General features: G+C 67.8%; 27 protein-coding genes and 1 other RNA gene. 19 read left to right on the forward strand and 9 right to left on the reverse strand.

The window, feature by feature from the left end; genetic code table 11:
* Positions 1–17 precede the first annotated feature (17 nt).
* Both AC1KVE_RS11435 and alr read left to right on the forward strand, forming a co-directional pair.
* Positions 18–1,307, forward strand: coding sequence for a D-amino acid dehydrogenase (locus tag AC1KVE_RS11435; RefSeq protein ID WP_481092105.1), 1,290 nt, complete (start codon positions 18–20; stop codon positions 1,305–1,307).
* Positions 1,307–2,407, forward strand: coding sequence for an alanine racemase (alr, locus tag AC1KVE_RS11440; RefSeq protein ID WP_184458125.1), 1,101 nt, complete (start codon positions 1,307–1,309; stop codon positions 2,405–2,407). The genes AC1KVE_RS11435 and alr overlap by 1 nt, the downstream gene beginning before the upstream one ends.
* 149 nt (positions 2,408–2,556) lie before the next feature.
* On the opposite strand, the gene AC1KVE_RS11445 is transcribed toward alr, so the two are convergent.
* Positions 2,557–3,132 (reverse strand): DUF3016 domain-containing protein, encoded by a 576-nt coding sequence (locus tag AC1KVE_RS11445; RefSeq protein WP_024940281.1) that lies wholly within the window; start codon positions 3,130–3,132, stop codon positions 2,557–2,559.
* 249 nt (positions 3,133–3,381) lie between these two features.
* Here AC1KVE_RS11445 and AC1KVE_RS11450 point away from each other — a divergent pair, with 249 nt between their 5' ends.
* The 5 genes from AC1KVE_RS11450 to AC1KVE_RS11470 all read left to right on the forward strand — a co-directional run bounded on the left by AC1KVE_RS11450 (position 3,382) and on the right by AC1KVE_RS11470 (position 8,102).
* On the forward strand, positions 3,382–3,828 hold the full coding sequence (locus AC1KVE_RS11450) for a hypothetical protein (protein WP_180970435.1): 447 nt from the start codon (positions 3,382–3,384) through the stop codon (positions 3,826–3,828).
* Positions 3,815–4,105, forward strand: coding sequence for a hypothetical protein (locus AC1KVE_RS11455; RefSeq protein WP_016903448.1), 291 nt, complete (start codon positions 3,815–3,817; stop codon positions 4,103–4,105). The genes AC1KVE_RS11450 and AC1KVE_RS11455 overlap by 14 nt, the downstream gene beginning before the upstream one ends.
* A 107-nt stretch (positions 4,106–4,212) precedes the next feature.
* Positions 4,213–6,246: a hybrid sensor histidine kinase/response regulator gene (locus AC1KVE_RS11460; protein ID WP_104568920.1), complete on the forward strand. Its 2,034-nt coding sequence runs from the start codon at positions 4,213–4,215 to the stop codon at positions 6,244–6,246.
* 125 nt (positions 6,247–6,371) lie between these two features.
* Positions 6,372–6,680 carry a DUF3247 family protein gene (locus AC1KVE_RS11465; protein ID WP_016903450.1) on the forward strand — a complete coding sequence of 103 codons (309 nt, stop codon included), beginning with the start codon at positions 6,372–6,374 and terminating at the stop codon, positions 6,678–6,680.
* An 87-nt stretch (positions 6,681–6,767) separates the two neighbouring features.
* Positions 6,768–8,102, forward strand: a complete 1,335-nt coding sequence (locus tag AC1KVE_RS11470; protein WP_184632604.1) for a PQQ-dependent sugar dehydrogenase — start codon at positions 6,768–6,770, stop codon at positions 8,100–8,102.
* Positions 8,103–8,211: 109 nt separating this feature from the next.
* Here the strand turns inward: AC1KVE_RS11470 and AC1KVE_RS11475 are convergent, their stop codons facing one another.
* Positions 8,212–8,472 (reverse strand): hypothetical protein, encoded by a 261-nt coding sequence (locus tag AC1KVE_RS11475; RefSeq protein ID WP_087962350.1) that lies wholly within the window; start codon positions 8,470–8,472, stop codon positions 8,212–8,214.
* 192 nt (positions 8,473–8,664) lie between these two features.
* Here AC1KVE_RS11475 and AC1KVE_RS11480 point away from each other — a divergent pair, with 192 nt between their 5' ends.
* Together AC1KVE_RS11480 and AC1KVE_RS11485 are read left to right on the forward strand one after the other, a co-directional pair.
* Positions 8,665–9,732 (forward strand): class I SAM-dependent methyltransferase, encoded by a 1,068-nt coding sequence (locus AC1KVE_RS11480; protein ID WP_481092106.1) that lies wholly within the window; start codon positions 8,665–8,667, stop codon positions 9,730–9,732.
* Positions 9,729–10,442 (forward strand): pseudouridine synthase, encoded by a 714-nt coding sequence (locus tag AC1KVE_RS11485; protein ID WP_184458129.1) that lies wholly within the window; start codon positions 9,729–9,731, stop codon positions 10,440–10,442. Before AC1KVE_RS11480 ends, AC1KVE_RS11485 begins: the two co-directional genes overlap by 4 nt.
* Positions 10,443–10,518: 76 nt before the next feature.
* On the opposite strand, the gene AC1KVE_RS11490 is transcribed toward AC1KVE_RS11485, so the two are convergent.
* The 6 genes from AC1KVE_RS11490 to AC1KVE_RS11515 form a co-directional block, all read right to left on the reverse strand.
* On the reverse strand, positions 10,519–11,325 hold the full coding sequence (locus AC1KVE_RS11490; RefSeq protein WP_448122034.1) for an SDR family oxidoreductase: 807 nt from the start codon (positions 11,323–11,325) through the stop codon (positions 10,519–10,521).
* A 187-nt stretch (positions 11,326–11,512) separates the two neighbouring features.
* A complete protein-coding gene (locus AC1KVE_RS11495; protein ID WP_016903456.1) occupies positions 11,513–12,073 on the reverse strand; it encodes a DUF1415 domain-containing protein in 561 nt (186 codons plus the stop codon).
* A 135-nt stretch (positions 12,074–12,208) separates the two neighbouring features.
* Positions 12,209–13,036, reverse strand: a complete 828-nt coding sequence (locus AC1KVE_RS11500; RefSeq protein WP_184458134.1) for an alpha/beta hydrolase — start codon at positions 13,034–13,036, stop codon at positions 12,209–12,211.
* Positions 13,023–14,762: an ATP-binding response regulator gene (locus AC1KVE_RS11505; RefSeq protein ID WP_481092107.1), complete on the reverse strand. Its 1,740-nt coding sequence runs from the start codon at positions 14,760–14,762 to the stop codon at positions 13,023–13,025. The genes AC1KVE_RS11500 and AC1KVE_RS11505 overlap by 14 nt, the downstream gene beginning before the upstream one ends.
* Positions 14,755–15,219, reverse strand: a complete 465-nt coding sequence (locus AC1KVE_RS11510) for a hypothetical protein (RefSeq protein ID WP_184458138.1) — start codon at positions 15,217–15,219, stop codon at positions 14,755–14,757. Before AC1KVE_RS11510 ends, AC1KVE_RS11505 begins: the two co-directional genes overlap by 8 nt.
* A gap of 133 nt (positions 15,220–15,352) precedes the next feature.
* Positions 15,353–15,838, reverse strand: coding sequence for a YajQ family cyclic di-GMP-binding protein (locus AC1KVE_RS11515; RefSeq protein ID WP_016903460.1), 486 nt, complete (start codon positions 15,836–15,838; stop codon positions 15,353–15,355).
* Positions 15,839–15,944: 106 nt separating this feature from the next.
* Here AC1KVE_RS11515 and AC1KVE_RS11520 point away from each other — a divergent pair, with 106 nt between their 5' ends.
* The 6 genes from AC1KVE_RS11520 (at position 15,945) to AC1KVE_RS11545 (ending at position 20,367) form a co-directional block, all read left to right on the forward strand.
* Positions 15,945–16,841 (forward strand): DMT family transporter, encoded by an 897-nt coding sequence (locus AC1KVE_RS11520; RefSeq protein WP_054592383.1) that lies wholly within the window; start codon positions 15,945–15,947, stop codon positions 16,839–16,841.
* 168 nt (positions 16,842–17,009) lie between these two features.
* Entirely contained in the window at positions 17,010–18,017 is a 1,008-nt protein-coding gene (locus AC1KVE_RS11525; protein WP_154832686.1) for a methionine ABC transporter ATP-binding protein, read from the forward strand.
* On the forward strand, positions 18,014–18,706 hold the full coding sequence (locus AC1KVE_RS11530; RefSeq protein ID WP_024940266.1) for a methionine ABC transporter permease: 693 nt from the start codon (positions 18,014–18,016) through the stop codon (positions 18,704–18,706). Before AC1KVE_RS11525 ends, AC1KVE_RS11530 begins: the two co-directional genes overlap by 4 nt.
* Positions 18,707–18,842: 136 nt before the next feature.
* The gene (locus tag AC1KVE_RS11535) at positions 18,843–19,646 is read left to right on the forward strand and encodes a MetQ/NlpA family ABC transporter substrate-binding protein (RefSeq protein ID WP_054592382.1); all 804 of its coding nucleotides are present in this window, start codon (positions 18,843–18,845) and stop codon (positions 19,644–19,646) included.
* Between the two features lie 62 nt (positions 19,647–19,708).
* A non-coding RNA gene (locus AC1KVE_RS11540) (sX9 sRNA) lies at positions 19,709–19,784 on the forward strand.
* 25 nt (positions 19,785–19,809) lie between these two features.
* Positions 19,810–20,367 carry a CcdC protein domain-containing protein gene (locus AC1KVE_RS11545; RefSeq protein WP_024940264.1) on the forward strand — a complete coding sequence of 186 codons (558 nt, stop codon included), beginning with the start codon at positions 19,810–19,812 and terminating at the stop codon, positions 20,365–20,367.
* A gap of 84 nt (positions 20,368–20,451) precedes the next feature.
* On the opposite strand, the gene AC1KVE_RS11550 is transcribed toward AC1KVE_RS11545, so the two are convergent.
* A complete protein-coding gene (locus AC1KVE_RS11550) occupies positions 20,452–21,123 on the reverse strand; it encodes an OmpW/AlkL family protein (protein ID WP_016901022.1) in 672 nt (223 codons plus the stop codon).
* Positions 21,124–21,298: 175 nt separating this feature from the next.
* Here AC1KVE_RS11550 and AC1KVE_RS11555 point away from each other — a divergent pair, with 175 nt between their 5' ends.
* The 4 genes from AC1KVE_RS11555 to AC1KVE_RS11570 all read left to right on the forward strand — a co-directional run bounded on the left by AC1KVE_RS11555 (position 21,299) and on the right by AC1KVE_RS11570 (position 25,364).
* Positions 21,299–21,826, forward strand: coding sequence for a DNA-deoxyinosine glycosylase (locus AC1KVE_RS11555; RefSeq protein ID WP_425511588.1), 528 nt, complete (start codon positions 21,299–21,301; stop codon positions 21,824–21,826).
* Between the two features lie 234 nt (positions 21,827–22,060).
* Positions 22,061–22,819: a DUF2884 family protein gene (locus AC1KVE_RS11560; RefSeq protein ID WP_184458140.1), complete on the forward strand. Its 759-nt coding sequence runs from the start codon at positions 22,061–22,063 to the stop codon at positions 22,817–22,819.
* A gap of 128 nt (positions 22,820–22,947) precedes the next feature.
* On the forward strand, positions 22,948–24,720 hold the full coding sequence (locus AC1KVE_RS11565; RefSeq protein ID WP_126966608.1) for a dihydrolipoyllysine-residue acetyltransferase: 1,773 nt from the start codon (positions 22,948–22,950) through the stop codon (positions 24,718–24,720).
* Entirely contained in the window at positions 24,717–25,364 is a 648-nt protein-coding gene (locus tag AC1KVE_RS11570) for a hypothetical protein (RefSeq protein ID WP_054592378.1), read from the forward strand. Before AC1KVE_RS11565 ends, AC1KVE_RS11570 begins: the two co-directional genes overlap by 4 nt.
* Positions 25,365–25,378: the final 14 nt, after the last annotated feature.

Here is a 25,378-nt window from a genome sequence, read left to right on the forward strand (position 1 = left end):
CTTTCCAGGAGAACGACATGCGGGTGCTCATTCTCGGTAGTGGCGTTATCGGCACCACCACGGCCTGGTATCTGGCACAGGCCGGTTGCGAGGTCACCGTGGTCGACCGCCAGCCGGCGGCGGCGCTGGAAACCAGCTACGCCAATGCCGGCCAGCTGTCGTTCGGCTACACCTCGCCGTGGGCCGCGCCCGGTGTGCCCGGCAAGGCGGTGAAGTGGCTGTTCGAGCAGCATGCACCGCTGTCGATCCGGCCCACCCGCGACCTGCGTCAGCTGGCCTGGCTCAGCCAGATGCTGCGCAACTGCACTGCCGAGCGCTATGCGGTGAACAAGGCGCGCATGGTGCGCATGTCCGACTACAGCCGCGATTGCCTGAACGCATTGCGTGCCAGCACCGGCATCGAGTTCGAAGGCCGCCAGCTCGGTACCACCCAGCTGTTTCGCACCCAGCAGCAACTGGATGCCGCCGCGCAGGACATTGAGGTGCTGGCCCAGTACGGCGTGCCCTACGAGCTGCTGACCCCGGCGCAGATCGCCCAGTTCGAACCGGGCCTGGCCGGCGGTGGCGCGCAGATGGCCGGCGCCCTGCGCCTGCCCGAGGACCAGACCGGCGACTGCCGGCTGTTCACCCAGCGCCTGGCCGAACTGGCCGCGCAGGCGGGGGTGGAGTTCCGCTACGGGCAGCAGGTCGAGCATCTGCAGCACGCAGGCGGGCGCGTCACCGGCGTGCAGATCGATGGCCGCATCGAGACCGCCGACCGCTACGTGCTGGCGCTGGGCAGTTATTCGGCCGACCTGCTGCTCTCGCTCGGCCTGCACCTGCCGGTGTATCCGCTTAAGGGCTATTCGCTGACCATCCCGATCGTGGATGCCGCGCGCGCGCCGACCTCCACGGTGCTGGACGAGAGCTACAAGATCGCGCTGACCCGCTTCGACGACCGTATCCGCGTCGGCGGCATGGCCGAGGTGGCCGGCTTCGACCTGTCGTTGAATCCGCGCCGCCGCGCCACGCTGGAGATGGTGGTCAACGACCTGTTCCCCGGTGCCGGCGATCTGGCCCGGGCCGAGTTCTGGACCGGCCTGCGCCCGGCCACGCCGGACGGTACGCCGGTGGTCGGCGCCACGCCGTATGCCAACCTGTTCCTCAATACCGGCCACGGCACCCTGGGCTGGACCATGGCCTGCGGCTCGGGCCGCTATCTGGCCGACCTGATGCAGGGCCGTACGCCCGATATCGATAGCGAAGGCCTGGACATCTTCCGTTACCTGTCGCCACGCAGCGCCCGCGCGCAGCAGGAGGCCGCGTAGTGCGTCCTGCGCAAGCGTTGATCGACCTGGACGCATTGCGTCACAACTACCGCCTGGCCAAGCGCCTGGGCGGCAGCAAGGCCCTGGCGGTGGTCAAGGCCGATGCCTACGGCCACGGCGCGGTGCGCTGCGCGCAGGCGTTGGACGGCGAGGCCGACGGCTTTGCGGTGGCCTGCATCGAAGAAGCGCTGGAGCTGCGTCAGGCCGGCATCCGTGCGCCGATCCTGCTGCTGGAAGGGTTCTTCGAACACGACGAACTGCGCCTGATTGCCGAGCATGATCTGTGGACGGTGGTGGCCACGCCGCAGCAGGTGCGCGCGCTGGCCGAGTTCCAGAGCCCGCGTCCGTTGCGGGTTTGGCTGAAGCTGGACAGCGGCATGCATCGCCTGGGCCTGTCACCGGAAGACTTTCGTGCGGCGTGGTTGCGGCTGCGCGGGCTGCCGCAGATCGCCTCGCTGGTGCTGATGACCCACTTGGCGCGCGCCGACGAGCTGGAGTGCAGCCGCACCGACGAGCAGGCGGTGGCGTTCGCGCTCACCGCAGGCGGCATGCAGGCCGAAACCAGCCTGCGCAATTCGCCCGGCCTGCTCGGCTGGCCGGCGCTGCGTAACGATTGGTCGCGTCCGGGGCTGATGCTGTACGGCGCAAACCCGTTCCCGCAGGACACCGACACCACCGCGCAACTACGCCCGGTGATGACGCTGCGCTCGCGCATCATCTCCGTGCGCGAGCTGCCGGCCGGCGAGCCGGTGGGGTACGGCGCCCGCTTCGTCGCCGAGCGTCCGACTCGCGTCGGCGTGGTGGCGATCGGCTATGCCGACGGCTATCCGCAGTTCGCCCCCAACGGCACCCCGGTGCTGGTGGATGGACAGGTCTGCCCGCTGATCGGGCGCGTGTCGATGGACATGCTGACCGTGGATCTCACCGAGCACCCGCAGGCCGACATCGGTGCGTCAGTGCAGCTGTGGGGCGATGCGCCGCGGGTCTCCCCGTTGGCGACACAGTGCAATGTCAGCGCGTATCAACTGCTGTGTGGACTCAAGCGCGTGCCGCGGACGTATGTGGGTGAGGCGGCAGTGGGCGAGGGAGTCACGCGGTGAGATGTCCCTTCTCCCATCGGGAGAAGGTGCCCCGAAGGGGCGGATGAGGGGACGTGCGAAGCCACATGCACTTGGAACAACGCGTGGGCTTCGCTCCGTGCCCTCACCCCAACCCCTCTGCCGACCGGAGAGGGGCTTGAAGCGGCAGCTCACAGCCCGGCAGTACTCCGGTCGCCGCGGAACTGCTTGCGCACCCAGTCGTCGATCATCGCCTTTTCGAAGCGCAGCGGGTCGCTGTCGGTCAGGCGCGGGCCGCTCATCAGAAACGCCGAATCCACCAGCTTGCGTTCGCCCTGGTCGATCACCTGGCCATCGGCGCCGGTCAGCGTGTAGTTGAAGCTCAGGCGCGGCGGGTAGATGTCCTTGACGATGCGCACGTCCTGCATGCGCGGCCCGTGCCAGGGCTCGTACTGGCCGGCGCGGCGGATGTCGGTGATGGTCACGCTCAGGCGCTGGCCGTCGGGCAGCTTGCGCGCGGCGCTCTGCTGGAAATAAGTCGCCAGCTGGGTCACCCAGTCGCCACGCTGCGCTTCCCAGCGGTTGCCGCTGAAGCGCACTTCGGAAAACTGCGCCGGGTCGGTCCAGCGCACATCGACCTTGCCATCGCCGGTCAGCGCGCGTGGCGCCTGCGGGTCGGTGACGTTGCGTACACGTGCCTGCGCGCCGGTTGCCGCGAGCAGTCCTGCCAGCAACAGGCTGGCGCCGCAAAGGCTGGAACGTTTCATGGAAAGTCTCCAAGCGGAAGGTACGTGGACGTACCGGGCGTCCTTGCAGTGTGGGGGCGCGTCTGCGTGCCGGCAACGCTTGCCACGCAAGGGCTGGCCGGCCATTGCCACGCGGTTAATCCGCAGCGCTGGCGCCATGACGGCGGGTTCACCGCGCCTGCGCCTGCGCTTCACGGCGCAGCCCGGAAGATCGCCAGCATGGACACCCACTCTTTCCGCACAAAGTCAGCCTCTTCGGCGCCGGCACACCTGCCGTCGGACGTGCGCCTGCAGTTCATCGACTGGGCGAAACAACACGGCCATAACCCCGCCACCGGGGCCGCCGCCTTCGTCGCCCTGCAAAGCGATGTGGATCTGGACCTGGCGACCCGCGCGCTGCGGATGGAACCGGGAGCCTCGCCGCGCGATGCCTTGCGCGAACACCTGGCCGCGCTGGCGCGCCAGGGCGATGTGGCGGTGCAGTTCCCGCCGGTCTACGCCTACACCGCCGCCAACGGGCTGGAATACCGCTACTCGCTGATGCTGGTGATCGCCGAGGATTGCGTCGAGTGGACCGGGCGGGTCTGGCAGGACCTGGATTACCAGGGAATGCTCACCGGCCGCGGCCAGGGTCCACGCGCCAACTACACCCAACTGGCGCGGATGGCGCTGGAACACGAGCTTGATCAGGAGCGCCCCCGTTATGTCCAGGCATGAACTCGAACTGCAGTTGCCGCTGGGCGCACAGGTCGCCACCGGCGAGGATGGTTTCAGCGAGCGCTGCCGCAGCGAATGCGCCAAACTTGGCCTGTCGCGGGTGCGGTTGCTGTTGCTGGACGCCGAGTACGCGCGTTCCACCGCCTGGCGCGAAGAAGCGCAGCGCTGGATGGACGAGCAGTTGCGCCGCGAAGGCGAGTGGGTGTTTCGCGGCGTGATCGCCGGGATCGTGGTGCTGGCGGCATGCATCGCGCTGTGCGCGGCGCTGCTGTGGTGATCCCTGGGGAGCCGGCGGCACGCGCGTGAACCGGGTCGGCCGGCTGTGCACCCGCTGACGACACCGGGCGTGGTTTCATCTGCCCGTCATCCGCCCTGGCACCACCCCTGGATCCCGATTTGAGCACCTCGACCACCAGCCCCGATCTGGCCACCAGCCACCCGGCAGCCCTCGCCGAGCCCTTCCTCGACCCGGGGATGTACCACGAGATCTTCCATAATCTGGATGCGGGGTTTTGCGTCATCGATATGGTGTTCGATGGCGACAAGGCCGTCGATTACGTGATCCGCATGACCAATGGCGCGTTCGAGCGCTACACCGGCCTGTCCAATGTATTGAACGTGTCCATTCGCGGCATGCTGGTCGATCACGAACAGGAATGGTTCGACCGCTACGGCCATGTCGCCCGCACGGGTAACCGCATCCACTTCGAAATGCAGGCCAAGGCATTGCGCCGCTGGTACTCGGTGGATGCGTTCCGGGTCGGGCAGCCGGAGCAGGCGCGGGTGGCGGTGTTGTTCATGGACATCACCGAGCGCAAGCGGGTGGAGCGCGAGCTGGCCGAGAGCGAGGCACGTTTCAGCGCCCTGGCCGACGGCCTGCCGATGCCGGTCTGGGTACTGGACGCGCAAGGCGTGGTGCGCTTCGTCAACAGTGCCTATGGCGAATTTTTCGGCATCGACATTTCCAGCGGCACGGTGTCGGCCTGGAGCGAGTTGCTGCATCCGGACGACCTGTCGATCTTCCAGTTCGAACTGGCCACCGCATTGGAAGAACAGCGCGGCCTGCATGCACTGGTGCGCGCGCGCCGCCACGACGGGCAGTGGCGCTGGATCGAAATGACCGCCACGCCGCGCTATTCGGCCGACGGGCGCTTCATCGGCCTGGCCGGCAGCAGCCCGGACGTGACCGAACAACGCGAGATCGAACTGGCACGCGAGCAGCTGCTCGAATCCGAGCGCAGCGCACGCAACGAAGCCGAGAGCATGGCGCGGCTGAAGGACGAGTTCCTGGCCACCTTGTCGCACGAGTTGCGCACGCCGCTGACCACCATCCTGGGCTGGAGCGAGCTGCTGCTGCAGCGGGTCGAGGAAGGTCATCCCAATTACAAGGGCCTGTCGGTGATCGCCAGCAGTGCCCGTGCGCAGAAACGCCTGATCTCGGACATGCTCGACCTCAGCAGCATGCTGCTGGGCAAGGTGCAGTTGGAGGTCGAGTCGCTGGATCTGGTCGAACAGGTGCGCGAGGCCCTGAACACCCAAGAGCTGGCTGCCGAAGGCAAGGACCAGGTGCTGGAGGTGCATGCTCCGTCCACGCCGTGCCTGGTGCTGGGCGATGCCACGCGGCTGCAGCAGGTGCTGTGGAATCTGCTGTCCAATGCGATCAAGTTCACCCCGGCACATGGCCGTATCGATGTCACCATCGAACGCGACGACGGCCACCTGCTGGTCGCGATACGCGATTCGGGCGACGGCATCGCAGCGGAGTTCCTGCCGCATCTGTTCGGCCGCTTCCGTCAGGCCGATGGCACCACCACGCGCCAGCATGGTGGGCTGGGCCTGGGCCTGGCGATCGTGCAGCAGCTGGTGGAAATGCATGGCGGCCAGGTCAGCGCCACCAGCGGCGGTCGCGGCAAGGGCGCCACCTTCACGGTGCGCCTGCCGGAGCATATTCCCGATCAGGCCAGGCGTCCGCGGCGCGAACTGCGCCGGCGCTTGATGTCCGAACAGATCATCGAAGCGCGCGCGCTCAATGGCTTGCGCCTGCTGGCGGTGGAAGACCAGCCGGACATGCTCGATTACCTGCGCCGCCTGCTGGAAGAGCAGGGCGCCGAAGTGGTCACCGCCGGCAGCGCCACCGATGCGCTGGCATTGATCGATCACCGCGGCCATGCACGCTTCGACCTGATGCTGACCGACATCGGCATGCCGGGCATGGACGGCTACGGGCTGATCCGCACCGTGCGCGAGAACATGGGGCTGGACGCGGCGGCACTGCCGGCCGTGGCAGTGACCGCCCTGGCACGCGACGACGATCGCAAGCGCGCGCTGGACTCCGGTTTCCAGGAGCATCTGGCCAAGCCCTACAGCGTCGCCCAACTGGTCACCGCGGTGCGCGCCGCGCGCGAATCGGTGGAGTGAGACGGCAGGCGCCGCCGACGTGGCGCCGCCGCTCCGGCTGACAAGCACAGGTGAAAGAGGCTGTTTACTGCCTCTTTCACGGCCGATGGCCTAGCGTGGTGCATTCCTTCGATGGAGATGACGCCATGTCCAGATACGCCCCGCATGTCTATTCGGAACAAGTACAGATCGCCACGCTCGAACACTGGGTGTCGCTGCTCGGTGGCCAGGAGCGCGTGCGCGTCGAGCTCGACGACGGCAGCATGATCAGCGGCACCGTCGCCGTGCGCCCGAGCATCCAGACCTATCTGGACGACCAGCAGCGCGAAGGCCTCAACGGCCAGTTGCGCATCGACCAGCTGGATGCCGCGCAGGAGCCGCACTGGATCTGGATGGACCGCATCGTGGCAGTGCACCCCTTGCCGCTGGGCAGCGATCCGCAAGCCGCTCCCTGAGTCACGCATTGACGATGTGTTTACTTCTCGTCGTGGCGTTGACGGCATGATGGCCGATTGTCGTAACTGTTCAGGATCGATCGCGCAATGAATGCTCCCGCGTTGAAGCTCGCCCGCTGGCCGCTGTCGTTACTGACCGTCGCCCTCCTCGCCGCCTGCGGCGATACCGCCACGCTTGCCATCGAACAAGGGACCGGGCCGAACCCGCAATTGCCCGAGCCGGTCAAACGCCTGATCCCCACTGTCAAGGTGGCGCCGGTCAAGCGCTGGACCGAGAACGCCAAGCCGATCGCCGCCGACGACCTGCAGGTTGCCGCGTTTGCGCGCGACCTGGATCACCCGCGCTGGGTCTATGTGCTGCCGAACGGCGACGTGCTGGTGGCCGAGACCGCCGAGCCGCCCAAGCCGGAAGACGCCGAAGGCGGCGGCATCCGCAAGAAGGTGCAGGGCGCGATGATGAGCAAGGCCGGCGCCGTGGTGCCCAGTGCCAACCGCATCACCTTGCTGCGCGATGCCGATGGCGACGGCGTGGCCGAAGTGCGCACCCAGTTCATCAGCGGGCTGTTTTCCCCGTTCGGCATGGCCCTGATCGGCGATCGTTTCTACGTGGCCAATGCCGATGCGCTGGTGAGCTTTCCGTACAAGCCCGGCGAGACGCATATCACCGCCAAGCCGACCTTCGTGGCCAACCTGCCCGGCGGCCTGAATCACCATTGGACCAAGTCGCTGCTGGCCAGCGCCGACGGCAGCAAGCTGTATGTCGGCGTTGGCTCCAACAGCAACGTGGCCGAAAACGGCATGGAGGCCGAACTCAACCGCGCCGCGATCCTGGAGATCGACCCGGCCACCGGCAGCAGCCGCGTGTTCGCCAGCGGCCTGCGCAATCCGGTCGGCACCGCCTGGGAGCCGCAGAGCAAGTCGCTATGGGTGGTGGTCAACGAGCGCGATGAGATCGGCAGCGATCTGGTGCCGGATTACCTGACCTCGGTGCGCGACGGCGGCTTCTATGGCTGGCCCTACAGCTATTACGGCCAGCATGTGGACGAGCGGGTCAAACCGCAGAACCCCGAGCTGGTGGCCAAGGCGATCAAGCCCGACTACGCGCTGGGCCCGCATACCGCCTCGCTGGGTCTGAGCTTTGCCAGCGGAAGCCTGCTGCCGGAGCGCTTCCGCCAGGGCGCCTTCATCGGCCAGCACGGCTCGTGGAATCGCGACCCGCCCAGTGGCTACAAGGTGCTGTTCGTGCCGTTCGTCGACGGCAAGCCCAGCGGCACGCCGATCACGGTGCTGGATGGTTTTCTGGATGCCGAAGGCAATGCGCAGGGGCGACCGGTGGGCGTGAGCCCGGACAATACCGGAGCGCTGCTGGTGGCCGACGATGTCGGCAATGTGATCTGGCGGGTGACACCCAAGGCGCGCTGATCCAGACAACCCGCTGGCTCAGGCGTTCAAACGAAAAAACCGGGCCCAGGCCCGGTTTTTCCATGCGTGTGCCGCGATCGTGCGCGGTGCCAAGCCAATGCGCCCACGCTCAGCGCGGCGGTTCGGGCGAAGCACTGAAGCGGCGCGCATAGCCACGTTCTTCGGTGATCCGGCTGATGTCGTCATCGGCCATTTCCGGGGCGCCATACACCGCATATGCCACGCTGCCATCGTCGCGCTCGCCGACCTGGTGCAGGCGATAACGCGGCCGGCCCGCACCGGTGTTTTCGGGGTAGTGCATCGGTGGCGGGGTGTCATCCAGATCCATTTCGCTGTTGTCGACCACTCCACCTACGAACAGGGCTCGCATCGCGTCTCTCCGGTATTGGTGTGATTCCAGCCTAGGCGGGCGGATGTTGCGTGCGCATCAATAGACCGTATAGACATTGGAAGGGCCGCCGTCTGCAGATCACGCAATCGAATGCCCGCCCAAGCGGGCGCCAGGGCGGGCAGCACGCAGCGCTCCCTTACAATGGCGGCCTGTTCCCGACCCGATGATCCGATGGCTGGCCCGCACGATGCCCCGCTTCAAGCTCTGTTTCTGCCCTTCGCCCAGGGCGTGCTGCCATGGCCCAGCGGCCCGGTGCTGTTCCTGCGCGCGCGCGACGGGTTCCCGCTGCGCGAGCATGCGGCTGCCGATGCGCTGACCTGCGAGCAGAGCTTTCGTCCCTTCGCCGAAGCGCTGGAGCGCAACGGCTGGAACGTGCGCGAAGAGAGCGAGATCGAGGCCGACAGCACCCGTTATGCCCTGGTGCTGGTGTTGCCGCCGCGGCAACGCGAGGAAGCGCGTGCCCTGTTCGCGCGCGCGGTGACGCTGGCCGCCCCGGGCGGCCGCGTGGTGGCCTGCCAGTCCAACAACGAGGGCGCGCGCTCGGGCGAGGCGGATCTGCGTCAGCTCACTGGCCTGGCCGGCAGCCTGACCAAGCACCATTGCCGCACCTACTGGAGCGCGCCGCTGCCTGCCGACACCGATGCGGTGCTGCAGGCGCGCTGGGCCGCGCTGGATGCGCCGCGCCCCATTCTGGACGGGCGCTTCGTCAGTCGCCCCGGTGTGTTCGCCTGGGACCGCATCGACCCTGCCTCGGCGCTGCTGGTCGAGCATCTGCCGAGCACCCTGGCCGGACACGGCGCCGATCTGGGCGCGGGCTTTGGCTATCTGTCGGCCGAGGTGCTGGCGCGCTGCCCCAAGGTCACCGGGCTGGATCTGTACGAGGCCGAGGCGCGCGCGCTGACCCTGGCGCGGCGCAATCTGCAGGCCATCGCGCATCCGGCGCAGCTGCAGTACCACTGGCGCGACGTCACCGCCGGCCTGGGGGCGCAGTACGATTTCATCGTCAGCAACCCGCCGTTCCACACGCCTTCGCGTGCCGATCGCCCGGATATCGGCCAGCGCTTCATCGCCGTGGCCGCGCAGGCGTTGCGCCCGGGTGGGCAGCTGCTGCTGGTCGCCAACCGGCATCTGCCCTACGAGTACGTGCTCAACGAAAGCTTCGGGCAGGTGCGCGTGGCCGCCGAACGCGACGGTTTCAAGCTGATTTCCGCCATCCGTGGCCGCGGAGCGCGCGCATGAAGCTGGTCAAGCACATCGCCAACCTCGGCTACGGCAGCCGCAAGCAGGTGACCCAGTTGTTTCGCCAGGGCGCGGTCACCGACGCCGCCGGCGAGGTGCTGTATGCCGACGACCAGGTGGAGCACGATGTGATCCGCATCGATGGCGAACCGCTGGATCCGCCAGCGGGCTTCAGCCTGCTGTTGCACAAGCCCGGCGGCTACACCTGCTCGACCAAGGACACCGGCCGGCTGATCTACGAACTGCTGCCGCCGCGCTTCCGTTCGCGCGCACCGGTGCTGGCGCCGGTGGGGCGGCTGGATCGCGAGACCAGCGGCATGTTGCTGATGACCGACGACGGCGCGCTGCTGCACCGGATCATTTCGCCCAAGTCGGCGCTGGACAAGGTTTACGACGTCACCCTGGCCGAGGACCTGCGTGGCGACGAGGCGGCGCTGTTTGCCAGCGGCACGCTGTTGCTGGAAGGCGAAACCAAGCCGCTGCTGCCGGCCGAACTGGACGTGCTCGGCCCACGCGAGGCACGCCTGACCCTGCACGAAGGCCGCTACCACCAGGTGCGGCGCATGTTCGCCGCCGCCGGCAATCACGTGGTGGCCTTGCACCGCAGCCGCATCGGTGGCTTGGCGCTGGACGGTCTGCCGTCCGGGCAATGGCGCGCGCTGGAGGCCGGAGATCTTGCGGTGTTGTTCGGCCGCAACGAGCAGGCCTGAGCCGCGCCGCTAGTGATTGCGCCTGCGGCGCTCCGGGCCTGCGCGGTCTACTGCAGGCCGCGTGCGCGGCAATGCCTCAGACGTACTGCATCTTGCGCGACATGCCGCCATCGACGATGAAGTCCTGCCCGGTCACAAAGCCGGACAGCTGCGGCGACAGCAGATAGACCGCCAGTTGCGCGATGTCTTCCGGTGTGCCGACCCGTCCGGCCGGATGCTGGGCATGGTCGCGCCGCGACAACTTGGGTGTGCGCCGGCGCGCCGGTGCGCGCCAGGCGTCGGTGCTGATCCAGCCCGGACTGATGCTGTTGACGCGCACCTGCGGGCCTTCGCTCAGCGCCAAGGCGTGGGTGAAGGCCACCAGCCCGCCCTTGGCGGCGGCATAGGCTTCGCTATGCGGCTCCGATTGCCAGGCGCGGGTGGAGGCGATGTTGACGATCGCACCGCCGTCCTGGGCCTGCGCCAATGCGGGCAAGGCCTGCTTGCTGCACAGGAAGGCGCCATGCAGGCTGGCCAGCCTGCGATTCCACTCGTCCCAGTCCAGTTGCGGCAATGGCGGCACATGCGGATCGGCCACGCCGGCGTTGTTGACCAGGCCATCGAGTCGCCCGAAGCGGGTGAGCGCGGTGGCGATCAGGCGCGTTGCCTGGGCCGGGCGCGCGGCATCGCACCGCACGAAGGCACTGCGTCGCGGCAATGCCCACTCCTGCAGGCAGGCCTTGCCGGCATCGGCATCCAGGTCGCCGATCACCACGCTGCCACCGGCGCCCAGCACCGCCTGCGCGATGCCACGGCCGATGCCTTGGGCGCCGCCGGTGATCACCACCACGCGGTCCTGCAACGGGGAGGGATTCCATGCGGAGACGGCGGGGGTCAGGGGCATCGGGCGCACCAGGGGAGTGAGGTCGCGCGCACTGTAACGCGGGCGCCGTGGTGGCCGTAGCAACGCGATCGCCGCGCGCGAGGCATGCAGATTGGTGGCTTGCCCGCCGTTAGCGCGTCATGCCGCGCCGCTGCGCGCCGGCATCGCTGCGCGTTTCAGGCACGCGCAACCGCACCCGATGCGGCGGTCAGTGCTGCGATGCGCTCAACAACCGCTCCCAGCCGTCCTGGCCCAGGCGTTCCAGCGTCTGGATATTGCGTTCGACAATCACGTCCGGGTCCGGAAACGCGGCCACCGCACGCTCCACGCTGTCTTCGCGCAGCAGGTGCAGGGTGGGGTAGGGCGAGCGGTTGGTGAAGTTGGCCACGTCATCCACCGCCGCGCCTGCGAACTGATAGTCCGGATGGAAGCTGGCCACCTGCAACACGCCACCCAGATCCAGCGCTTCCACCGCCGCATCGGCGTTGTCGAGGAAGTCGTTGTAGTCCAGGAAATCGGTGAGCACGTCCGGATGCACGATCAAGGTGGTGTCGATCTGCTCGGCCGGCGTGTCGCGCAGCAACACCAGTTCCTCGGCCAGTTGTTCGAGCAGCGCTTCGGGCGTGCTGGCATCGCTGAGCACCAGCCGTACCTGCTCTTTGACGTAGACCGCCTTGGCGAACGGGCACAGATTCAGGCCGATCACCGCGCGCTCGATCCACTGGCGGGTGGCGGTCAACGGGTCGAGCGTGGCAGGCGTGGTCGTCATCGTGGCGGCGGCGTGATGGTGGGCCAGTGTATGCGATCGCTGCCGGCGCGGCCGCCTGTGCCGGTGCAGCGCAGCGCGGAGCCGGCGCTTGGCGGAATGCGGGGAGAACTGCAGCAGTTGCTGCGCTGACGCAGCCTAGGTGGCATCCGCATGCGTGTTTGCGCCGACATGCGCACGCAGGAACGCACTCGATGCCTGCGCAACTTTATCGGCGTGCGGGGTCTTGTGCGGCGAGCCGATCGCGTGCGCGCCGGTGTCGAAGGCCATCGCGCAGGTGTGCTCCGGCGCGCTGCCGAGCGCAGCGAACATCGCCAGCATCGCCGGCACCGAGGCGGTGGGATCCTCCTCGCCGTTGGCAGCGCGGTAATAGCCCAGAAACACCGGGCATTGCACGCGTGGCCACGGTGGATCGGCGGCAACCGCGTCGAACAGGCTGCGCAGCGCGCGGAATCCATCCGGGTGGATGGTGCCGGACCAGAACGCCAGCGACGCGGCGGTGCGCGGGCGTGGGTCGGTCAAGGGCGTCTGCGCGGCGCAGACCTGATCCAGCAGCGCCGGGTCGGCCGGCCGGATGCCCGGTGACCAGGCGACCACCGCAGCCACCGCGTCGGGGCGCTGCGCCGCAAGCCACAAGCCCAGCGTGGCACCCATGGACGAGCCGACGATCGCCACGCGTGTGCCCATGCGCTGTGCCTGCGCCAGTGCATCCAGGGCCGAGGCCTGTAACGCTGCCGGCGTCAGCCCCTGCATCGCGTCGGCGGCGCTGCGGCCATGCCCGGGCCAACGGTGCACGTACAGGTTGGCAGCCAGCGCATCGGCGATCTGCTCGGGCAGTTCGCCGGCTTCTCCCGGGCTGGCGGCGAACCCATGCAGGTACAGCAGCGCCAGCGGCGTGCGTCTGCGCGCGGCGGTGTGCCAGTGCCGGCGTGCCGCGTTGCCCGGTTTCAGGTCAGCCGGTTGCATGGCGGGCATGCGCGGCGAGGATGGCCAGCAATTGGTGCGCGTTGATCGGTTTGGACAGATAGCCGGCCACGCCGGCCGCGGTGGCCTCGCGCATCGAATCGGTGCGGGTGTCGGCGGTCAGCACGATGATCGGCGGCAGCGCGGCGATCGCCGTGCGCGCCTCCCCCAGCGCGTCCCAGCCCGAGGTGCCGGGCATGTGCAGGTCGAGGAACACCAGGTCCGGCGCCGCCTCGCGGATGCGCTGTACCGCGTTGCTGCCATCGCTGTGAAAGCTCACCCGGTGCCCGGCGCGGGTGAGCAGATTGCCGATCACCAGCCGATTGGTGTCCATGTCCTCGAACACCAGGCAATGCAGCGGCGGCACCGTCGCGGCATGCTGTTGCAGGGCCTCGCGCAGCGCCGGCGGGCGGCAGCCTTGCGCCGCGGCGGCGGCCAATTCGAAGGTCCAGCGAAATACGCTGCCGCCGCCGGGGTTGTCGCGCACGCTCAGGCTGCCGCCCATCGCCTCGGACACCGACAGCGCAATGAACAGGCCCAGCCCGACCCCGCCCTCGGCACGGCTGAAACCGGTGCTGAGCTGGCTGAAGGGCGTGAAGATATAGGCCTTCTGGGCGTCGGGGATGCCGATGCCGGTATCGGTCACGGTCACCGCGATCGCCCAGCGCTGCTGCACCTGCGTGGCGGCGATCAGCACGTCGACCGCGCCACCGGCCGGGGTGAACTTGATCGCATTGATGACCAGGTTGGTGATGACCTGTTCGATACGCCCTTCGTCGCCGATGAGGTCAGGCGTCTGCGCCACATCGCTGCGCAGCGCCAGCGCCACGCCCTTGGTCGACGCTGCACTCGCGCACACCGCTTTGACCGTGGCCAGCACGTCGAGCAGGCTCAGCGGCTTGCTGTGCAGCTGCAGCCGGCCACCGTCGATGCTGGCCACGTCGATCACTTCGTTCACCCGATGCCGCAGCGCGATCGCATTGACCGTCACCGCCTGCATCAGTTCGCGCTGTTGCGCCGACAAGGTGTCGCTGTCGATCAGCTGCGCGCAGTTGATGACCGCGTTCAACGGCGTGCGCAGTTCGTGGTTCATGGTGCTGATGAAGCGGCTCTGCGCATCGCGCGCGGCCAGCGCCTGCAGGGCGATCTCCTGCATTGCGCTGACGATGCGCGCCACCAGCAGCGGCAGCACCACGCTCAGCGCCACTGCATACACAAAGTAGGCCGGCCGCGACAGCCAGTAGCCGGCCGGCGCGGTCAGCAGCATCAGCACGAAGGTGCTGAGCAGCACCGGCAGCGTCGCCTTCTGCCCATAGCGCGCCACCGCGGCGATGGTGATGAAGGGCAGGAAGGCGTTCAGCGACATCAGCAGGATGAAGGCCAGATAGGTCTGGATGCCGATGAATAGCAGGTTCATCGCAAACCCGACCGCGTCCAGCCACTCGCCCGGCGGGATGATCCTGCGTCGCACCAGCACCATCCAGATCACCGCCACCATCCACAGCGTCGCTGCGGTGGGGAAGACCGCCTGTGCATCCCTGACCAGCACCGGCTGCGGCCCGTACAGCCAGCCGAAGCACCACAGCGCCACGATGGTCTGCACGATCACCCGGCCGACGCAGGCGCGATATTCCAGGAACGATTCGAACAGCCGCACCAGCCTGTCGTTGCGCAGCTGCCGGGCGGCCAGAATCAGGCCGGGCGCTGCACGGTTGGATCCACTACGCATGGGGGGCGGTGTCGTCGTTGGGAAGGGTGCGCCGGTAATTCTCGACCAGCAGGCCGGCCGCGGTCGCAATCGCGGTGTAGCGCTGCGCGAGCGCGGCCCCCGGTTCGCCGCCGTCGACATCGCCGCGCAACCGGTCGCAGGCGTTCAGCAGTTCGCAAGAGCCGGTCAGCGAGAGCGTGTTCTTGAGCGCATGGATCTGCTCCAGTGCCTGCGCCTGGGTGGTGCTGGCCTGGCCGAGCGTGCAGCTGGCGATGGCGCGCTGCACTTCCACCGCAAACGCATCGGCAAACGCTGCGGCCGCCAGCGGGTCCAGCCCGGCCAACGTGTGCAGCGTCGAGCCGGCTTCGATGCGTGGCTGTGCGTGCGTCACGGCGCACGCCGTCCCGGCAGCGGGCGGCGCCTGCGGCACCGTGGCCGGGTGCGCGCGTTGCAACAGGCTGGAGAGCAGGCCGCGCATGCTTGCATCAGATCCGTAACGCGCCGGTGCGCGCGCGTCCGATGCCCGGGCAGCGGACGGCCGGTACGCCGCGCTGTGCGGCCCGCCTGCACAGCGCGGCACGACAAGGCGCCGTGTCAGCCATCACGCGTGCTCAGTCGCGGAAGTTGTCGAACTGCAGCGGCAGCTCGAAGTCGGCCTTCTTCAGCAGTGCCATCGCATCCTGCAGATCGTCGCGCTTCTTGCCGCTCACGCGCAGCTTGTCGCCATTGATCTGCGCCTCGACCTTGAGCTTGGCTTCCTTCAGCTTGGCCACCAGCTGCTTGGCCTGCTTCTGTTCGATGCCCTGCTTGACGGTGACCTTCTGGCGCGCACCGGCCAGGTTGGTTTCCATGTCGCCGAACTCCAGGCAACGCACGTCGATGCCACGCGCCAGCAGGCGCGCGCGCAGGATGTCGGTCATCTGCTTGACCTGGAAATCGCTGGGCGCGGACTGGTTGATCGCCTTGCCGTCTTCCAGCTCGAACCTGGCCTCGACCCCCTTGAAATCGAAGCGCGTATCCAGCTCGCGGTTGGCCTGGTCCACCGCATTGGTCAGTTCGTGCTTGTCGACTTCGGACACCACGTCGAAGGAAGGCATGCAAAGCTCCTGCTGTCTGTAAACAGCCGCCATTCTAGGGCATCGCGTCATCGCCCCTGTCGACACAGGGTTGCCAGGCTGCGCGCACGCGCAGCGATAATGGTCCATGCCCACCACCCGCTCTCCGCTTCCCGCCATCGCCTGGATGGTGGCCGCCGTGGCCTGTTTCTCGCTGATGGATGCGGGAATGAAGCTGCTGTCGGCGCATTACCCGCCGCTGCAGGTCACCCTGCTGCGCGGCGCCGCCTCGCTGCCGTTCGTGCTGGTGTGGGTATTCGCCACCGCCGGACCGCGCTCGATCGTGCCGGTGCGCTGGGGCCTGCACCTGCTGCGCGGGGTACTGGGCATGGTGATGATCGGCTGCTTCGTCTACGGCCTGAAGCGCATGCCGCTGTCGACCGCCTACACGCTGTATTTCGTCGCCCCGCTACTGGTGGCGGCGCTGTCGGTGCCATTGCTGGGCGAGCGGGTCGGGCCACGCCGCTGGACGGCGATCGGCATCGGCCTGGTCGGGGTGATCGTGGTATTGCGCCCAGGCGTGGACGGGCTGATCTCGCTGCCCGGGCTGATGGTGCTGCTGGCGGCCACCGCCTATGCCATCGCCGCCATCACCGTCAGTCTGCTGACCCGCACCGACACCCCGCAGGCGATGGTGGTGTGGTTCCTGCTGTTCATGGCGGTCGGCGCCGGCCTGCTGGCCATTCCCGACTGGGTGCCGTTGCGGGGCGAGCACGCCTGGCTGATCGCCGGCATGGGCTTGGCCGGCGCACTGGGGCAGATTGCGCTGACCCAGGCCTTCCTGCGCGGCGAGGCCTCGATGATCGCGCCGCTGGAATACACCGGCCTGGTCTGGGTGATCGGCTGGGACTGGCTACTGTGGCAGACCCTGCCCGACAGCTGGACCTGGACCGGCGCCGGCATCATCGTCGCCAGCGGGCTGTATCTGCTGCGCCGGGAGCGGATTCGGAAGGCGGATCGGCCGATGTCGTTGGATAAGCCGTGATTGGGGATTTGGGATTCGGGATTTGGGATTCGCAAGAGCAACGGCAAGGCGCTTTGGCTGTTACGAATCCCCAATCCCGATTCCCCAATCCCCAACTTAGAACTCATTGGAATATCGTCCGCAAACATTGACTGGTAGGCTTCACGGCCCCCCAATCGGCCACGCGCGGTGATCCAGTTTCAGCGCCTGCACAAGTCTTATTCCGTTGACGGTCGCCAGATCGTGGCGCTGCATCCACTCGATCTGCGGATCGGCCCCGGCGAGGTGTTCGGCATCATCGGCCATTCCGGTGCCGGCAAGTCGACCCTGATCCGGCTGATCAACCGGCTGGAAGAACCCAGCGGCGGGCGGCTGCTGATCGGCGACGAGGACGTCACCGCGCTGGACCGCCAGGGCCTGCGCGCGCTGCGTCGGCGTGTCGGGATGATCTTCCAGCACTTCAACCTGCTGTCCTCGCGCACCGTGGCCGGCAATGTGGCGTTTCCGCTGGAACTGGCCGGCACCCCGCGCGCCGAGGTCGATGCGCGCGTGGCCGAGCTGCTGGCACGGGTCGGGCTGGAGCAGCATGCCAGCAAGTATCCGGCGCAGCTGTCCGGCGGGCAGAAGCAGCGCGTGGGCATTGCGCGCGCGCTGGCCACCCGGCCGCAGATCCTGCTGTGCGACGAGGCCACCAGTGCGCTGGACCCGCAGACCACCGCCTCGGTGCTGCAGCTGCTGGCGCAGATCAACCGCGAGCTGGGCCTGACCATCGTGCTGATCACCCACGAGATGGACGTGATCCGCCGGGTCTGCGACCGCGTCGCGGTGCTGGATGCCGGCAAGCTGGTGGAAACCGGCCCGGTGACCGAGGTGTTCCTGCATCCGCAGCACGCCACCACCCGGCGCTTCGTGTCCGAGGCCGAGCATGTGGACGAAGCCGAGCTGCATCGCGACTTCGCCGCGGTGGGCGGGCGCATCGTGCGGCTGACCTTCCTGGGCAACGGCACCTACGAACCGGTGCTGGGCCGCATCGCCCGCGAGACCGGGGTGGACTACAACATCCTGTCCGGGCGCGTGGACCGCATCAAGGACACCCCGTACGGCCAGCTCATCGTCGCGCTGACTGGCGGCGACCATAACGCGGCACGCGCCGGCTTCGTCGCCGCCGGCGTGCACGTGGAGGATCTGCGCGTATGACTCTGATCGCCACGACAAGCGGGTTTTTCCGCAATCTCGATGCCGCCAAGTGGGGCGATATCGGCCAGGCCACGCTCGATACCTTGCTGATGCTGGCCGGCGCGCTGCCGCTGACGCTGCTGATCGGCCTGCCGCTGGGCGTTGCGCTGTTCCTGTGCGGTGCCCCGCAGCTGCGCCGCCGCCCGGTGCTGTACGGGGTGCTCGCGGCACTGATCAACCTGCTGCGCTCGGTGCCCTTCATCATCCTGATGATCGCGATGATTCCGCTCACGCTGATGCTGATGGGGACCTCGCTGGGCGTGCGCGGCGCGATCCTGCCGCTGGTGGTCGGCGCCGCACCGTTCTATGCACGGCTGGTGGAAACCGCCTTGCGCGAAGTGGACCGCGGGATCATCGAAGCCAGCCAGGCGATGGGCGCCACCACCCGCCAGCTGGTGCTGCGCGTGCTGCTGCCCGAAGCGCGCCCGGGCCTGATCGCCGGCGCCACCGTGACCACCATCGCGCTGATCGGTTTCACCGCGATGGGCGGTGCGATCGGCTCCGGCGGGCTGGGCGATGTCGCGTACCGCGAGGGCTATCTGCGCTCGCATTCGGATGTCGCGCTGATCACCGTGATCGCCCTGCTGGTGCTGGTGCAGCTGCTGCAGATGCTGGGCGACTGGCTGGTGGCGCGCTACAGCCGGCGCTGAGCTTGACCGCGATCGCGTGTTGTCGGCGCGCGCAGGGCCCAGCAAGCACACGGGCCCGCCGATCGCGGCTCCACCTGCGGTCTGCTAGGTTTAGCGCTTGCGGCAGTGCCGCATTCCTCCTCCCACGGACCCCCACATGAACACATTCGCGTTTCGTTCCCTCCTGGCTGCGGCCACGCTGGCCCTGGCTTCCTGTGGCGGTAGCGGTGGCAGCAGCGGCGGCGACACACTGACGGTGGCCGCCACCGCGGTGCCGCATGCCGAGATCCTGGAGGTGGTCGAACCGCTGCTGGCCAAGCAGGGCGTCAAGCTGGACGTGCGCGTGTTCAACGACTACGTGCAGCCCAACGACCAGGTCGTGCAGAAGCAGATCGACGTTAACTACTTCCAGACCGAGCCGTACCTGGATGCCTACAACCGCGACCGCAAGAGCCAGCTGGTGACGGTGGTCGGCGTGCATATCGAGCCGTTCGGCGCGTATTCGCGCCGGTTCAAGACGCTGGCCGAGCTGCCTACCGGCGCAGATGTGGTGATTCCCAACGACCCGAGCAACAACAGCCGCGCGCTGATCCTGCTCGACAAGGCGGGCGTGATCAAACTCAAGGACCCGAGCAATGCCCTGTCCAGCCAGCGCGACATCGTCGAGAACCCCAAGCAGCTGAAGTTCCGCGAGCTCGACTCGGCGATGCTGCCGCGCGTGCTCGACCAGGTCGACCTGGCGCTGATCAACACCAACTACGCGCTCGACGCCGGCCTCAATCCGACCCGCGACGCGCTGGCGATCGAGAGCAAGGACTCGCCGTACGTGAACTTCCTGGTCTCGCGCCCGGACAACAAGGACGACCCGCGCGTGCAGAAGCTGGCCAAGGCCTTGACCAGCCCGGAAGTGAAGGCGTTTATCGAGCAGAAGTACAAAGGCGCGGTATTGCCGGCGTTCTAAGAGCGGCGGTCCAACCGACCGCGCTCACCGCCAGGCGGGTGCGGCCGGTGCTCCGCATCGGCATGCACCCCGCGAACACGCCGGTTGCTGCGCGCCGTCCATGTTCACGTGGCGTCCGCGCGTTACGGGTTGCCAACCACTCTTCACCGCCACCGAGCATGTGATGCCACTTCTTCTCGCCATACCGCTGGCCGTGATCATCGCCCTGGCGGTGTTCGCGGTGCTGTTGCCGTTGTCGCTGGTGCAGCGCTTTCGTGTCGGCACCGCGCGGCGGCAGGCACGCGGCTGGCTGTTGATGATCAATCTGGTCTCGGCCGGCCTCTCCACGGTGTTGTTCGTGATCTTCGTGTTGATCGCCGCCGCGTTCTGGCCCGGCGCGATCAGCCATGCCGCCTTCGGCTGGGCCTGCGGGCTGGCGCTGGGGCTGCTGGCATTGCGTCTGACCCGCTTCGAGCGCACCCAGCAGGGGCTGTTCTACCGGCCCAACCTGTGGCTGGTGCTGGCCCTGACCGCGCTGGTGGTGGTACGTGTGATCGCCGGCATGGTGCAGGGGTGGCGCAGCACCTGGCAGGGTGCTGCCTGGCCCACGGAAGGGTGGCTCAGTCACGCCAGCCTGTTGGGCGCGGCCGGCGTACTGCTCGGCTATGCGCTCGCCTATGCCACCTTGTTGTGGTGGCGCTGGCGCAGCGCGCGCCTGCGCGGCAGCGTCTACTGGCGCTGAGCGGGCGGCGCCACGATTTCAAAGCATAAAAAACGGGCCTTGCGGCCCGTTCTTGTTCAACTGAAACGTTGCTTGCCCGCGTGCTTAGAAGCGCGCGCCGACGCCGAAGCCGACGGTCCACGGATCCAGTTCCAGCTCGCTGCCGGTGCCCTGGCCGCCCACGCGCAGTTCCGGACGCGAACGCATGTAGCGGGCGTCGGCACGTGCGAACCAGGTGGAGTTGATGTTCATGTCCACGCCGACGGTGCCGATGACACCCTTGGCGGTGTCCAGGCCCACGTGCTGGCCGGTGGCCGACGCCGCGTCGATCTTCTCGTTGCTGAAGTTCGACTCGTAGTAGCCCACGCCCACGAACGGACGGAACACGTTATCGGCCTGGCCGAAGTGGTACTGGCCGCTGATGGCGATCGGCTGCTGCTCTACGGTACCGATCTTGCCCACGCCATCGGCGTTGACACGGTGGTTGAACTTGTCAGCGGCGCCCCACAGCTCAACGGCCCAGTTGTCGTTGATGTAGTAGCTGGCGCTCAGCGTCGGTGCCGGGCCGCCATCGACGTCCAGGCCGGGAGCCGGATCGTTCTTCGGCTTGATCAGAGCAACACCGCCGACCACTGCCCAATGCTTTCCGGAAGCGCTATCGGCGCTGGTGGAAGCCGAGGAGGTGTCGCCGGTGTAGGTGGTGTCTTGTGCAAATGCCGACGGCGCAAACGCAAGTGCGGATACGGCAGCCAGGCTCAGGATGGAAATGGCACGCATTGGGGGTCTCCTCAGTGTTCTTGTTAGGCCCGTGGAGTGGGCCGCGCCAAAGCTATTCCTGAAAATCTGAATCCACGCCCACCCGTGGCTCGCTAAAATTTCGTTTGTTCAGCAAGTTTCCGGAGAAGGCCGTGGCTGCAACAGGCAAGCTGAAAAAGACATTCACGCAGATGCGATCGCCGTGACGAAAACCGACCTGTTGCAGGGCCTTCCAGCGCACATTCCTAACGATTGCCGTGTCCTGGTGCTCGGCTCGATGCCGGGCAACGCCTCGTTGCACGCGGCGATGTACTACGCCCATCCGCGCAACCGTTTCTGGCCGCTGATGCAGGAACTGCTGGGCATCGATGCCGGGTTGGCGTATCCGGCGCGCCTGCAGGCACTGGCCGATTGCAAGGTCGGCCTGTGGGATGTGATCGGCCAATGCGAGCGGCGCGGCAGCCTGGACACTGCCATCGTCGCCAGCAGCATCGTGGTCAACCCGCTGGCGGCGCGGCTGGCGACGCTGCCGCAGCTGCGCGCGGTCGCCTGCAACGGGGCGGCCGCCGCGCAGGCATGGCGCCGCCATGTGCAGCCGCTGCTGCCGGTTGCCCTGCATACGGTGCCGGTATGGGCCTTGCCGTCCACCAGCCCGGCCAATGCGGCATGGTCGCTGCCACGGCTGTGCGCGGCCTGGCAGCCGCTGCGCGACGCACTGGATTAGCGACGTCGGATCGCCGCGCAACCAATCCATGAGCGAAGACATCAGCGAGCGGATGGCGCCGTGCGAGCCATGTGCCTGCGTCGTGGCGGGTTGGCCGACACCTGTCACCACCGCAACGCCGGCCATGTTGGTCAGCGCGTAGCCACCGGCCGGAAGTCATGCCAGCGTCCGGCACGGGCAAGTGCCGCTCCCGTGCACGCATGCTGCAGCCAACACATCAACGGAAGCGACCAGATGGCGATCAAGCACGCACTACAGATGGCAGCGGGCCTGCTGCTGGGCCTGCTGGTCGCCGTACCGGCTGCCAGCGCCGACGATCTGCACTGCAACGTCAGCAGCGACTACGACCTCACGCTCAACCCGCGCAGCCTGATCCTGATCCGCGCGTCGGGCACGCCGCAGCGGCTGGTGATGCGCCAGGGCGCGTTATTCGTCGACGACCGCTGGGTCGCGGTGAGCGCGGACGATCGCACGCGTTTGATCAACTTCGAGCGGCAGACCCGCGACGTGGTGCCGCTGGCGCAGGAGGTCGGGCGTGAAGCGGCCGACATCGCCGTCACTGCGCTGGGCGAGGTGGCGGCCGGCTTCAGCCGCAGCCCCGAGGCCACACGCGTGCAGCTGGCGGCCGTGCGCGAAAAGATCGACACCCGCCTGAAGCAGAGTTTCGGCAAGAGCCAGCTCACCTCGATCGATATCGATGACGACATCGGCGCGATGGTGGCCGAGCTGCTGCCGCAGCTGATCGGCGATGTCGTCGCCGGTGCGGTGCAGTCGGCACTGACCGGAAACGATCTGCAGCTGCGGTCGCTGGAAGGGGTGGAAACGCGCATCGAGCGCCTGATCGAGCCGCAGGCGCGTGCGTTGCGGCCACGCGCGCAGCAACTGTGTACGCGGGTCGAGGCGCTCGACGGCTTGGACAATGCGCTGGCGTATCGTTTGCCCTCGGGCGAGCCACTGCAACTGTTGCGGGTCGATCGGCGCGCATCGAAATGATCCGGCGCATGCGCCGGCGAACGCTGCATCCCGTCCGGTGCGCGACTTTTTCCACGGCAATGGTTGGCGCTGCGGCCCGCAGCCGGCCACAATAGGGGTTTCCCCATTCTGTTGCCGGAGTTCCCCGTATGGCCGAAATCAAGGAAGCACTTGTCCCCGATATCGGTGACTACAGCGATGTCCCGGTAATCGAGGTGCTGGTGTCGGTCGGCGATACGGTCAGCAAGGACCAGAGCCTGGTCACGCTGGAATCGGACAAGGCCACGATGGAAGTGCCCTCGTCGGTGGCCGGCGTGGTCAAGGAGATCAAGGTCAAGGTCGGCGATTCGCTGTCGCAGGGCGCGCTGGTCGCGCTGATCGAAGTGGCCGACGCTGGCGCCGAAACCGCCGCCGCCCCGGCCGCCGCTCCTGCCGGCCCCGCCAAGGCTGCGCCCGCTGCCGCGCCGGCGCCTGCCGCCAAGGCCGAGCCGGCTGCGCCTGCCGCGTCCTCGGACGGCGGCCTGGTCGAGGCCCGCGTGCCCGATATCGGCGATTACACCGACATCCCGGTGATCGAGGTGCTGGTCGCCGTTGGCGATACCGTCGCCAAGGACCAGAGCCTGGTCACGCTGGAATCGGACAAGGCCACGATGGAAGTGCCGTCCTCGGCCGCCGGTGTGGTCAAGGAACTCAAGGTCAAGGTCGGCGACACGCTCTCGCAGGGCAATGTGGTGGCGATCATCGCTGCCAGCGATGGCGGCGCCGGAGCGGCGCAGTCCCCGGCCAAGCCCAGCACCGACACCGCCGAAACCGCCGGCAAGGTCGAGCCGGTCGCCGTGTCTGCGGTGCCGGACAAGCTGGCCCAGCGCGAGATCGCGCAGGTGCAGGGCGCCCGGTCCAGCGAGGCCGCGCAGCCTGCGCAGGGCGGTCAGCCGTCGGCCGGGCAGCCGTCCAGCCCGCCGGTGACCTTCGACGCCGACAGCGTGCTGCCGTCCAAGGTGGCCTACGCCAGCCCAGTGGTGCGCGTGTTCGCACGCGAGCTCGGCGTGGATCTGAACCAGCTCAAGGGCAGCGAAAAGGGCGGCCGCATCACCCGTGAGGACGTGCAGCGCTTCGTCAAGGCCGCACTCAGCGGCGGCGCGCCTGCCGCAGCCGGGGCCGCACCGGCCGGTGGTGGCAACGGTCTGAACCTGCTGGCCTGGCCGAAGGTGGACTTCAGCAAGTTCGGCGAGACCGAGACCCAGCCGCTGTCGCGCATCAAGAAGATTTCCGGTGCCAACCTGGCACGCAACTGGGCGATGATTCCGCACGTCACCCAGTTCGAATCGGCCGACATCACCGACCTGGAAGCCCTGCGCGTGGCGTTGAACAAGGAAAACGAGAAGGCTGGCATCAAGCTGACCATGCTCGCCTTCCTGGTCAAGGCCAGCGCCGCGGCGTTGAAGAAGTTCCCCGAATTCAACGCCTCGCTGGATGCGGCCGGCGAGAACCTCACGCTGAAGAAGTACATCAACATCGGCTTCGCCGCCGACACGCCGAACGGCCTGGTCGTGCCGGTGATCCGCGACGTCGACAAGAAGGGCGTGCTGCAGATCGCACAGGAAAGCGGCGAGCTGGCCAAGAAGGCGCGCGACGGCAAGCTCGGCCCGGCCGACATGAGCGGCGGCTGCTTCTCGATCAGCTCGCTGGGCGGCATCGGTGGTACGGCATTCACGCCGATCATCAATGCGCCGGAGGTGGCGATCCTGGGCGTGTCCAAGTCGGCGATGCAGCCGGTGTGGAACGGCAAGGAGTTCGCCCCCAAGCTGATGCTGCCGCTGTCGTTGAGCTACGACCACCGCGTCATCGACGGCGCGCTGGCCGCACGCTTCACCACCTACCTCAGCCAGGTGCTGGCCGACATGCGCCGCGTCCTGCTGTGAGAGCAGCGTTGCTGACCTTCGCCCTGCTGGGCGTGCTGCCGTGGACATCCGCGGCGGCACGCGAGTGCGAGAGCACGCTCGGGCGCGGCTGGCCGCCGGCGGTGGGCAACTACGGCACCGCGGTGACCACGTTGCTCGACGCCGGCACCCGGCCGAGCCTGTCGTTGCTGACGCTGCCTACCCGTGGCGTGGAAAGCGGCGTATCGCTGGTGCCGGGCAAGGACGGTGCCGACTGGACCCTGCGGCACAGCCGCGCCGACGAGCGCGTCTACAGCTGGGTCAGCCAGAGCGATCGCGGCAGCGTGCAGTTCCGCACCGCGCAGACCCCGGAAACGGTCGAGATCCCGATTCCGGCGGCGTTGGCAAGGCGCCTGGTCAGCAACTGGACCGGCGCACTGACGCAACTGGCGCCGAGCGGTCGCAGCGCCCCGGTGAGCGAGGGCGAGGTGCTGTCGTTCCAGGTCGATGGCGTGCGTTACAGCGGCACCCGCCCGAGCTGCGGCGCCGGCGAGTTGCTGCTGCAGCAGGCCGCGTTGCTGATCGAAGCCAGCGAAGGCAAGGAAAAGAAGCGCGACAAGCGCTGGACCCAAATCGAATCGTCGCTGGATGAACTCCAGCAGACGCTTGCCGGCACGGCCGGTTGAGCCACAGGAGAAGC

The sequence above is a fragment of the Xanthomonas sp. NCPPB 2864 genome (assembly GCF_056675615.1).

Bases quoted from the DNA above. Each gene is read 5' to 3' on its own strand.
- AC1KVE_RS11490 (WP_448122034.1), bottom strand. From the start codon at position 11,325: ATGCCCCTGACCCCCGCCGTCTCCGCATGGAATCCCTCCCCGTTGCAG.
- AC1KVE_RS11500 (WP_184458134.1), bottom strand. From the start codon at position 13,036: ATGCAACCGGCTGACCTGAAACCGGGCAACGCGGCACGCCGGCACTGG.
- AC1KVE_RS11565 (WP_126966608.1), top strand. From the start codon at position 22,948: ATGGCCGAAATCAAGGAAGCACTTGTCCCCGATATCGGTGACTACAGC.
- AC1KVE_RS11470 (WP_184632604.1), top strand. From the start codon at position 6,768: ATGAATGCTCCCGCGTTGAAGCTCGCCCGCTGGCCGCTGTCGTTACTG.
- AC1KVE_RS11495 (WP_016903456.1), bottom strand. From the start codon at position 12,073: ATGACGACCACGCCTGCCACGCTCGACCCGTTGACCGCCACCCGCCAG.
- AC1KVE_RS11435 (WP_481092105.1), top strand. From the start codon at position 18: ATGCGGGTGCTCATTCTCGGTAGTGGCGTTATCGGCACCACCACGGCC.
- AC1KVE_RS11455 (WP_016903448.1), top strand. From the start codon at position 3,815: ATGTCCAGGCATGAACTCGAACTGCAGTTGCCGCTGGGCGCACAGGTC.
- AC1KVE_RS11505 (WP_481092107.1), bottom strand. From the start codon at position 14,762: ATGCGTAGTGGATCCAACCGTGCAGCGCCCGGCCTGATTCTGGCCGCC.
- AC1KVE_RS11530 (WP_024940266.1), top strand. From the start codon at position 18,014: ATGACTCTGATCGCCACGACAAGCGGGTTTTTCCGCAATCTCGATGCC.
- AC1KVE_RS11560 (WP_184458140.1), top strand. From the start codon at position 22,061: ATGGCGATCAAGCACGCACTACAGATGGCAGCGGGCCTGCTGCTGGGC.
- AC1KVE_RS11535 (WP_054592382.1), top strand. From the start codon at position 18,843: ATGAACACATTCGCGTTTCGTTCCCTCCTGGCTGCGGCCACGCTGGCC.
- AC1KVE_RS11480 (WP_481092106.1), top strand. From the start codon at position 8,665: ATGGCTGGCCCGCACGATGCCCCGCTTCAAGCTCTGTTTCTGCCCTTC.
- AC1KVE_RS11475 (WP_087962350.1), bottom strand. From the start codon at position 8,472: ATGCGAGCCCTGTTCGTAGGTGGAGTGGTCGACAACAGCGAAATGGAT.
- AC1KVE_RS11545 (WP_024940264.1), top strand. From the start codon at position 19,810: ATGCCACTTCTTCTCGCCATACCGCTGGCCGTGATCATCGCCCTGGCG.
- AC1KVE_RS11445 (WP_024940281.1), bottom strand. From the start codon at position 3,132: ATGAAACGTTCCAGCCTTTGCGGCGCCAGCCTGTTGCTGGCAGGACTG.
- AC1KVE_RS11510 (WP_184458138.1), bottom strand. From the start codon at position 15,219: ATGCGCGGCCTGCTCTCCAGCCTGTTGCAACGCGCGCACCCGGCCACG.
- AC1KVE_RS11550 (WP_016901022.1), bottom strand. From the start codon at position 21,123: ATGCGTGCCATTTCCATCCTGAGCCTGGCTGCCGTATCCGCACTTGCG.
- AC1KVE_RS11465 (WP_016903450.1), top strand. From the start codon at position 6,372: ATGTCCAGATACGCCCCGCATGTCTATTCGGAACAAGTACAGATCGCC.
- AC1KVE_RS11520 (WP_054592383.1), top strand. From the start codon at position 15,945: ATGCCCACCACCCGCTCTCCGCTTCCCGCCATCGCCTGGATGGTGGCC.
- AC1KVE_RS11485 (WP_184458129.1), top strand. From the start codon at position 9,729: ATGAAGCTGGTCAAGCACATCGCCAACCTCGGCTACGGCAGCCGCAAG.
- AC1KVE_RS11515 (WP_016903460.1), bottom strand. From the start codon at position 15,838: ATGCCTTCCTTCGACGTGGTGTCCGAAGTCGACAAGCACGAACTGACC.